This is a genomic window from Bartonella sp. AA168HLJHH (assembly GCF_042197365.1).
GTDB lineage: Bacteria > Pseudomonadota > Alphaproteobacteria > Rhizobiales > Rhizobiaceae > Bartonella.
The window spans coordinates 1-8,172 of the sequence record NZ_JBHIRS010000027.1 but is presented as its reverse complement, the minus strand read 5'-3'; the positions used below and the strand labels follow the sequence as shown (position 1 = coordinate 8,172).

At 36.5% G+C, this 8,172-nt stretch carries 14 protein-coding genes and 1 pseudogene; 4 read left to right on the top strand and 11 right to left on the bottom strand.

The genetic code is table 11. The annotated features are described in order from the left end of the window. Positions 1–155 precede the first annotated feature (155 nt). On the top strand, positions 156–1,202 hold the full coding sequence (locus tag ACFINM_RS08860) for a Fic family protein (RefSeq protein ID WP_375641120.1): 1,047 nt from the start codon (positions 156–158) through the stop codon (positions 1,200–1,202). A 63-nt stretch (positions 1,203–1,265) separates the two neighbouring features. On the opposite strand, the gene ACFINM_RS08855 is transcribed toward ACFINM_RS08860, so the two are convergent. The 3 genes from ACFINM_RS08855 to ACFINM_RS08845 are packed head-to-tail and all read right to left on the bottom strand — an operon-like array spanning position 1,266 to position 2,498. Continuing rightward, complete coding sequence (locus ACFINM_RS08855; protein ID WP_375641119.1) at positions 1,266–1,544, bottom strand: hypothetical protein; 279 nt, start codon at positions 1,542–1,544, stop codon at positions 1,266–1,268. Next, complete coding sequence (locus ACFINM_RS08850) at positions 1,541–2,302, bottom strand: phage antirepressor KilAC domain-containing protein (RefSeq protein ID WP_375621793.1); 762 nt, start codon at positions 2,300–2,302, stop codon at positions 1,541–1,543. The genes ACFINM_RS08855 and ACFINM_RS08850 overlap by 4 nt, the downstream gene beginning before the upstream one ends. Next, positions 2,295–2,498, bottom strand: a complete 204-nt coding sequence (locus ACFINM_RS08845; RefSeq protein WP_004859798.1) for an Arc family DNA-binding protein — start codon at positions 2,496–2,498, stop codon at positions 2,295–2,297. The genes ACFINM_RS08850 and ACFINM_RS08845 overlap by 8 nt, the downstream gene beginning before the upstream one ends. Before the next feature lie 75 nt (positions 2,499–2,573). Here ACFINM_RS08845 and ACFINM_RS08840 point away from each other — a divergent pair, with 75 nt between their 5' ends. After that, positions 2,574–2,798, top strand: coding sequence for an Arc family DNA-binding protein (locus ACFINM_RS08840; protein WP_375612370.1), 225 nt, complete (start codon positions 2,574–2,576; stop codon positions 2,796–2,798). 15 nt (positions 2,799–2,813) lie between these two features. On the opposite strand, the pseudogene ACFINM_RS08835 reads toward ACFINM_RS08840, so the two are convergent. From ACFINM_RS08835 to ssb, 7 genes and pseudogenes are all read right to left on the bottom strand, one after another. Then, positions 2,814–3,266 (bottom strand): annotated as a pseudogene (locus ACFINM_RS08835) (Rha family transcriptional regulator); the annotation flags it as partial. Between the two features lie 583 nt (positions 3,267–3,849). After that, on the bottom strand, positions 3,850–4,428 hold the full coding sequence (locus ACFINM_RS08830; RefSeq protein ID WP_375641118.1) for a hypothetical protein: 579 nt from the start codon (positions 4,426–4,428) through the stop codon (positions 3,850–3,852). Positions 4,429–4,431: 3 nt separating this feature from the next. Next, positions 4,432–4,752, bottom strand: a complete 321-nt coding sequence (locus ACFINM_RS08825; RefSeq protein WP_375641117.1) for a hypothetical protein — start codon at positions 4,750–4,752, stop codon at positions 4,432–4,434. A 387-nt stretch (positions 4,753–5,139) separates the two neighbouring features. Further along, positions 5,140–5,472, bottom strand: a complete 333-nt coding sequence (locus ACFINM_RS08820) for a type II toxin-antitoxin system PemK/MazF family toxin (protein WP_375612037.1) — start codon at positions 5,470–5,472, stop codon at positions 5,140–5,142. Then, entirely contained in the window at positions 5,472–5,729 is a 258-nt protein-coding gene (locus ACFINM_RS08815) for an AbrB/MazE/SpoVT family DNA-binding domain-containing protein (protein ID WP_375612038.1), read from the bottom strand. The genes ACFINM_RS08820 and ACFINM_RS08815 overlap by 1 nt, the downstream gene beginning before the upstream one ends. Positions 5,730–5,824: 95 nt before the next feature. Then, positions 5,825–6,373: a hypothetical protein gene (locus ACFINM_RS08810; protein WP_375641116.1), complete on the bottom strand. Its 549-nt coding sequence runs from the start codon at positions 6,371–6,373 to the stop codon at positions 5,825–5,827. Between the two features lie 10 nt (positions 6,374–6,383). Further along, positions 6,384–6,830 carry a single-stranded DNA-binding protein gene (gene ssb / locus ACFINM_RS08805; RefSeq protein WP_375641115.1) on the bottom strand — a complete coding sequence of 149 codons (447 nt, stop codon included), beginning with the start codon at positions 6,828–6,830 and terminating at the stop codon, positions 6,384–6,386. Between the two features lie 188 nt (positions 6,831–7,018). Between ssb and ACFINM_RS08800 the strand changes: the two genes are divergently transcribed. Together ACFINM_RS08800 and ACFINM_RS08795 are read left to right on the top strand one after the other, a co-directional pair. Then, the gene (locus ACFINM_RS08800) at positions 7,019–7,300 is read left to right on the top strand and encodes a type II toxin-antitoxin system RelE/ParE family toxin (protein ID WP_252619286.1); all 282 of its coding nucleotides are present in this window, start codon (positions 7,019–7,021) and stop codon (positions 7,298–7,300) included. Positions 7,301–7,316: 16 nt separating this feature from the next. Then, entirely contained in the window at positions 7,317–7,610 is a 294-nt protein-coding gene (locus ACFINM_RS08795) for a HigA family addiction module antitoxin (RefSeq protein WP_004856691.1), read from the top strand. Positions 7,611–7,758: 148 nt separating this feature from the next. Here the strand turns inward: ACFINM_RS08795 and ACFINM_RS08790 are convergent. Further along, positions 7,759–8,172 (bottom strand): hypothetical protein (locus ACFINM_RS08790; protein ID WP_375641114.1); only part of this gene is annotated, 414 nt, incomplete at its 5' end.

The following is an 8,172-nucleotide window of genomic DNA, read 5'->3' as shown; positions in this document are numbered from 1 at the left end:
AAACACCCATCTTCTTCGCAAACGCACGAACCGATAGACCCTTACGATTCTTCTTATCCATAGTTTCTCCTTGCCTTCTTCTCTGCCATAAGAAGTAAGAGTTTACTGTGTTACGAATGATTGACAATCGGGTATAATCGGGTATATATTCCGGTATGAAAACAGATACACTCCAAATTACACAAGAATTGTTGGCTCTCATTACTGAGATTGATGAGTTCAAAGGGGCATGGCGCGCTCTTGCTACTCTTGCACCTGAGCGATTGAACGCCCTTCGCCATATTGCTACTGTTGAAAGTATTGGATCTTCTACACGCATTGAAGGGAGTAAGTTAACAGACCGCGAAATCGAACAGCTTTTGGTAAACTTAGAAATTAAACGTTTCAAGAGTCGTGATGAACAAGAAGTTATCGGTTATGCCAAGGTTATGGAAACAATCTTTCAATCTTGGAGTGATATTTCTATTACTGAAAATCATATTAAACAACTTCATCGTGATCTTTTGTGTAATAGTGAGAAAGATCAACGACATCGAGGTGAATATAAGACTTTACGCAATGATGTAGCAGCATTTAATTCTCAAGGGAAAATGGTTGGCATTGTTTTTGAAACAGCTACACCATTTGATACACCATACCGAATGCAAGAGCTTATTACTTGGTTCAATAAAACCAATGAATTAAAGGATCTTCATCCTTTACTTACGATTGGTATTTTTAATGTAACATTTTTAGCTATTCATCCTTTTCAAGATGGAAATGGACGTTTAAGCCGTATCTTAACCACCCTTCTTTTGTTACAAAAAGGTTATGTTTATGTACCATATTCATCACTTGAAAGCATTATTGAGAATAATAAAGAAAGCTATTACTTAGCTTTAAATCAAACTCAAAAAACAATTTATACTAAAACACCCAATTGGGAGCCTTGGATACTCTTTTTTTTACGTGCTCTACAAAAACAAAAACGCCAATTAGAAATAAAAATAGAGAGTGAAAAAAATGCTCTTTTTTCCTTATCTGAATTGGCTCTTAATATTCTTGATTATGTGCGTAATCACGGACGTGTTACAACCCGCGATATGGTGCGTGAGGTTGGTGCAAGCGCTAATACACTTAAAGTAACTTTTACATCATTAGTTGAAAAAGGTCTTTTGATACGTCATGGTGGTGGACGATCAACTTGGTATAGTGCACCTTAATTTTATTGCCGTCTTAACCACCTCCCCGCCTAAAAGACGAGGAGATAAAATTATGTTGTAGGTCTAAGCTACTTTTGCAATCGGGTTCTCCAAAGTAGGAACATAGGCTCGCAACAAAGAATCCATGCTATGCGGTAGTTCTGAATCTCCAAAATTTGTAATCATTGCCAAAATTCTGAGTGCATTTGGTGATTCATCTTGAAGTTTTAAAATCAAAACCTTTTCTACCAGACTCATGATGTCAACCAAAGCAGTACATTCTTTGTCGTTAATATTTTCATCATTAGAAAATTGAAACAACGCTATCCACAAATCGCATAAGAAGTCGACACTGGTGTTCATTGTACACCTCCATGGATTTGTTCTCTCAAACATGCCAATCCTCTGGATGTAATTTTTGTTGAAGGGAGCACTTTTTCTGTACCATCAGGTCTTTGAATGGTAATAGCAGGACAATCCATAAATCCTTTCTTGATCTTGTCCTGATAAGGTAACAGTGGCGCCCCTGGAGCACGCCGATACACCCAATCATGTTTACGCAAGTAATCAGTTAAATCCTTTGGTCTTACTTCCAACATCTTTGCTGCTTCTATCAAACCAAACAAACCATCAGAGCGTTTTAAACCTTCCAAAGCCTCTGCTTTTGGAGCTAATTTAGCAATGATATTGTCTTTCCGCTCGTTTTCATCTTTTAAATGCGTTAAGACACCAAGCATTACTGCTGGACTGGAGTAGTCAATCGATTGAACATAGGATTGCTTTATCTCGCCCCTACGCCATGCAACAAATAATTTAATAAGCATATAACGGACTTGAGAAGATTTTTCTGTATTCGATAATGTCGCAATCAATAACGTCTGCTCTTCGTTAAGCCAATATTCTGTTACGTTATTGCCCTTTATTACGTGCGCCACAGTGGCGCACCTCCCAAACCGTTCTATTTCTTGCATATTTCTTGTAATTAATTTTCTAACGTCACGTGTACGAACAAACCCTAATTTTTCTGCTAAATCCACATCGCGAACACGAGGCTCGTTTTCGACTTCTCGTAATTTGATTAATTTGTCTTTATTGATAGGTAAGTATGTGCTATTATTCATTGTAATTGACCTCTTTCAGGTTAGTTAGATGTAAAGCGTTAGAGAGAGTTTTTGCGGACTTATGCTCTAGCGCTTTTTCTTTTTTGAGAATGTTAATTATTTCAGATGAAAGAGAGCGATCATTCTCAGTCGCCCGATTAAACAACCACTCCTTTAATGTATGTGGCATATTTATTTTATATTGGATCGTTTTCATTTTACCTCCATATGCACATATTTAGTACCATAAAGGTACCTTGTGTCAAGTGTATTTTAGGTATATTTTAGGTGCATGACAAAAAAAGATCGTGTGCAATTTAAATTTCTCATTCCAATTGAACTGAAAAATCAATTGGAAGAGCTTGCTGAGGCAAATCATCGTAGCCTTACGGGGGAAATTCTTGCTCGTTTAGAAGATTCTGTCCGCACTACCGTTACATTAAATCACCTGCTGGCAATGAATTCAGAAGATCTCAAAAAGCTCCTTGAACAACTACTCGTGAATAAAAAACAATAAGATGCCACACATAGCCCCCTCAGAACGCTTTAAGCCTTCAAGCGCTTCTGCTTTTGGTGCTAATTCTGCAATAACATGATCTTTCTGCTCTATTTGACTTTGTAAGTGATTCAAAACACCAAGTAATGCCTCCGGTTTAGAGTAGTCAACTTGTGGTGTGGCTACCTGTTTTTCCAATTCTTGCCAGCGGTCAATGATTTTGGCTCGTAAAGCAGTGCTGTAACCAGAAACAAGAATTAAACATTCACGTTTGGGTAAATTATAACAAGGGCGTGTTTTTCCTTGTTCATCAATATAACTGCTTAAAAACTTAGCCGGCTCAAATTTGAGCTCGCTAAATATTTGTTTAATGTCTCGCATAACATTTTTATGCTTCTTACTACATACCCCCGCAATTTCACGACTCGACATAGTCTGAGTGGTAGCACTATTAGCAACACTTTCTGTAATTTTTATAAGAGTGTTCATTATGAACTCCTAGATGTTAGAGGTTTTCATTGATACCTTTAAAAGGTATCGGGTGCTGAAAACACGGCATCTAGTCCGTCGTTACGCTTTCCCCATAAGGGTATTGTATAGCGTAACTACACCCGATGAGGTCATTATACACTTGTCGCATATAATGAGTCAAAGCCTTTGCAATGCACAGAAGATCGATTATTTCGGCAATCAATCCGCTAGATGTTTTAAGGTGTTTTCAGGCACCTGATTCGGCAGTATATATAAACGCAACAATGTCAAGAATAAAAATAATTTTTATCTAAAAATAATCGCGTACTGTACAGTACACACACTGAAATCATTATTTATCAATGAGTTAAGTGTACAATGTACAGTCAATTTGAAAATTCTGTCGCTAGCGATAGTTCGCGCTCGCCTGCCCCGCAACGAAGCCAACCCACTGGGAAGTACCTTTTGAATTGATTTTATTGACTTTTTTTATGAAAAAACAAAGCATAAATGATGATCTTTTTTTTAAATTGCAATAAGAATATGTAATGCTTAAACTCATAAGGATATGTAAGATATAGATAAAGCTTGAGAACATGATCTAGCCTTTCTTATTAGCAGCGTATTCTTGACGTTTAAGTTGTCTCTGTATGTTTTCAGTTAATCTTTCATTGGCATATTGTGCAATAGCACTTGCAATCTCTGGCTTGGACATCACTTTAGCAATTGAAGGTCCTTCTTGTTTTGTAATGGGGAATTGATCTCCATCCGCTCTTTGAAACACATTCCCTCCCATTTTCAATTCAACACGCTTTGGAAAACTGCCTCCCTTGATAAAACCATGGGGTAAGATTTCTTTCTTGCCAAACAGTGTGTAAGTTACGCCGCGTTTTGTTTCGTTTACTTTAAAAAATTTAAGAGGTATTGGTGTTCCAGAACCAATGATATCTGTCTCAAGAAACCTTGCTGTCGCCTTTTCTTTAATATAAACGCCTCTTCTTATACGCTTTATTTGGGCTGATGAGATGTCAGCAACTTGCTTTTCAGTAAAGCGTTCAACTTGTTTTGCTGCAGTGTTTAGAGCATTACGCCGAGCCCAATTAAGGCGAGGGGCTTGAAGGCTTGTGAAGGTATCTTTTGCCTGTTGAAGATACCATTTTTGGTGGATGATTAACTTCAACTTCTAAGCCTTTTTGGGGGTAGGTGTTGATGGCTTGGAAGCTTTAGGTGTTTTGGGTTGTTCGAGTGGAATTTCCTCAGCTGCTGATTCAGGTGATGTTTGTACGGCTTCTTGTTCTATCTGCTTAATTTGTTCAACTCCCTTGTCAGGCTTTATCTTTGTTTTAACATCAACAAAAGGTTTAGCAGCATTGGCGCGCTTGAGACGTGCGTAGACTTGATTGGAAACTTCAACAAATGGATTATTGGGAGTTGAAGTTTCAAAACGAACAGTGCTTTTATTATCGCCAACAACACACATTGGCTTGGTGATGATTGCTTTCATCTTCGCTCCTTTTGAGGCAATGAATTAATGACATCATTGGTTACTGAATGGCTTTTGATATGTGCAAAATAGATTAGTCTGTTTTAACAATAAAAACAGCAACTTAATCATTTTTGAAAGCTTAAGATTTTACCAAATTTTAGGGGATATTTTTGAATTTTAGACACAATACACCTGGAGACAGGACAGCCATTAAATAAAAATTTTTACACATTGTCAAGAGAAAAAATCTATATTTTGTACATTTTTTGTTTCTAAAAATCTAGACTTAGTATTCAGATAAACAAGAGATGCAATAATAATTCCATTTAAATGAATCTTTTACTTGGCTTTTTGCCTCGTTTCAAAGAACGATGTTTTACGGCACGAGATAAAGATTTGAACCAACTACGTAAGAAATGTTGCTAGCTTAGCAAGGACTTCGTTCATAATCATGGGGGGAACTGCTTCCATTTTCTTTCCCTGACGCACTCCAATATCAAGAGCACGTGGTTGGTCACAACGTATTATGCCCGTTGTATGTAATCCCACTCCCATTAATGAGACAGCAAAGCCTGCTGTTCTAGCAAAATTTCCTCCGCTTGTAATAGGCAAGACAATAGGTGTTTTCGTTACACGATTAAACGCTTCCGGTGATACAATTAATACAGGACGCGTTCCTTTTTGTTCATAACCCGAAGATGGATCAAGAGATACTAGCCAAATTTCGCCTCGCTTCATCACAACAGCTCTTTACCAACAGGTTTAGCATCAAACCATTCTATATCCTCATCTACAAAATCATCTGACGGATTACATTGGGCTAACAATTCATCAAGAGTATAATTAGGAAATGTTTGTGGTTTCACAACTAATTGTCCATTATCAATAGTCAAACCAACTTGCGCATTTTCAGTAAGATGAAGGACATCAAGCAGTGAAGGTGGTATAGAAAGCATCACTGACCCTCCAACTTTACGTAATTTCGTTGTATGCATAAAAACAACCTCTCTAAAATATTATATAAAAATATAACATTTTAAAAGCTATTTCAAGAGCTTCTGATGCTTTTATAAATATACTAGTAAAACATTTAGCATTTATTTTTTTGGTTAAAATATTTCTGGAGAGCGTTAAGGACTATTCGCAATGAAGGTACAAGGTACGGTAATTCTTGATCTTCACTAACAAGATACTGTAGCGCAGCATAAAAATTATGATGTCTGTAAAGGTGTTGTGTTTCTTTTATTACCTCTTGCATATTCAAAAATTGTTTTGTTGCAAATTCAACCCATTTTTTTCTAGCTTCTTCATTAGAAGATGAGGGCATTTTATCATAAATTGCACTAGGCAATGTTTTTGCACAGAGATAATCATTTCTCACTTCAAGATATTTTTGTGCAGCATCATACTGATCTTGATTAATCACACCTTGCAGATAAAGCCGTCCGATATAAGTAGCAGAAAGCGGATTTTTTGCTTCTTCTATGGTCAAGCCAAAACGTTTGGCCCGTATTTCTATTGCCAACTTATCAATGGGATCATGAGGCATTTTTGTCCGTGAGATACGACCATTTGGTTCTCTGAGACATCCATTAATACGAGGACGTCCACATTTTGCATGTTTTTTTCTTTTAGCCATATTTTTTCAATCAGAATGGCATGCTATCGTTAAGAGATGTGCCATGATCAGTAGCACCTGAAGCGATAGCATAATTTTGAGAAGTAATGGGTGAAGGGAATGCCGATTGCTCTTTTTTGGCATCAAGCAAATACAACTCGCCTTTGAATTGTGGTAAGACAATCTCTGTTGTGTAACGGTCATGACCATTTTTATCTTGCCATTTACGTGTTTGTAATTTGCCTTCTATGTAAACCTTTGAACCTTTACTGAGATACTGAAGAGCAATTTTTGCTAAATGTGGATTAAAAATCACAACTGAATGCCATTCTGTTTTCTCTACTTTTTGATTGGTTTTTTTATCTGTATAGCTCTCAGAAGTTGCTATACTAAAATTGACTATTTCTGCTCCAGAATTCATTGTTTTGTTTTCGGGATTAGCACCAAGGCGTCCGATTAATGTCACTTTGTTTAGCATGTTTTTTCTTACCTTAAATTTGTATTTAAATATGTAAAAAATCTTAGCATAATTTTATTATTTTTTCAATTATTTCAATGATATATTATTAATTGTTAACATATAAAATTATGTTTAATATGCTCTTTGATAAATAATCAATTGACATAAATGCATGGTGTATAGTATCAAGTATCAAGAGGGTATATATGGCAATCGTTAGTTTTAAGCATAAAGGGTTGAAATTATTCTTTGAAAGAGGAGTCTGCAAAGGCATACAACCCGCGCATGCTAAAAAATTAGCAAACATTTTAGTAATTTTAGATACAATATCCGCGCCTGAACAAGTTACTCTTAAATCGTATCGTCTACATGCGCTTACGGGCGATTTAAAAGGTTACTGGTCAATGCGTGTCAATGGAAATTGGCGTGTTACCTTTCGTTTCATTGGGACAGACGTTGAACTGGTTGATTATCAAGATTACCATTGAGTTTTGAGGTGTTATTATGATGTACAATCCTCCACACCCTGGCGGCATTTTGAAAGAAGAATTGCTTGATGAATTAGGGTTAACAGTAACAGAAGCTGCAAATCGTCTTGGCGTTGCACGTTTAACTTTATCCCGCGTCTTAAACTGCCATGCGGCGATTAGTATTAACTTAGCTTTACGGTTAGAAAAAGCGGGTTTAAATGATGCGGAATTCTGGCTTAAATTGCAACAAAAGCATGATTTGTGGCAAGCTCGGCATAACAGCCCAATCCCACATATTTCACCTCTAGAGCAAGTAGGGCATCTTTAAAAATACTTAGTCCATCTTTCTTCACACCTAGAGGTCATGTTCTTTAAAATCAAGCAGCCCACGATAGTTTTTTATGCTCTTGTTGATTTTATCGAACGTTGAGAAGAGACAACGTAATCCGAACAGTTTTATAAAATCGGAAATTTTACTATAGCTTTTTAACTGAGCACTGTAGTGTGTAAATAGATATATTTATTAAACTGCGTGTACGTAACATAAGGAAAAATACACAGACTAAAAAGGAATACCAAAGAGCAATATCTGAGTACCAAAGTACGGTATCCAATGGAAAAGAAAGCTTGTAATTCACGTACTTAGAGATGACAGGTAAAAAAACAGTTTCTTTATAACTATTTGGAAAAATTAAAACGATAAGCGCTAAACTTATTAGCTTTAAAAGTCTGTGCATATACTGTTGTAAATCACGTGTTAATGTCTTCCAACCTGTTGTATTGCCGCGTTTGTATTTTGGATTGTTCTGCAACTCAGAAGGAATATGAGAATTGCATAAAATTGCAAAAACAGTTGTGACTATTACCAAAGAAACAGATGCGAATGTCAA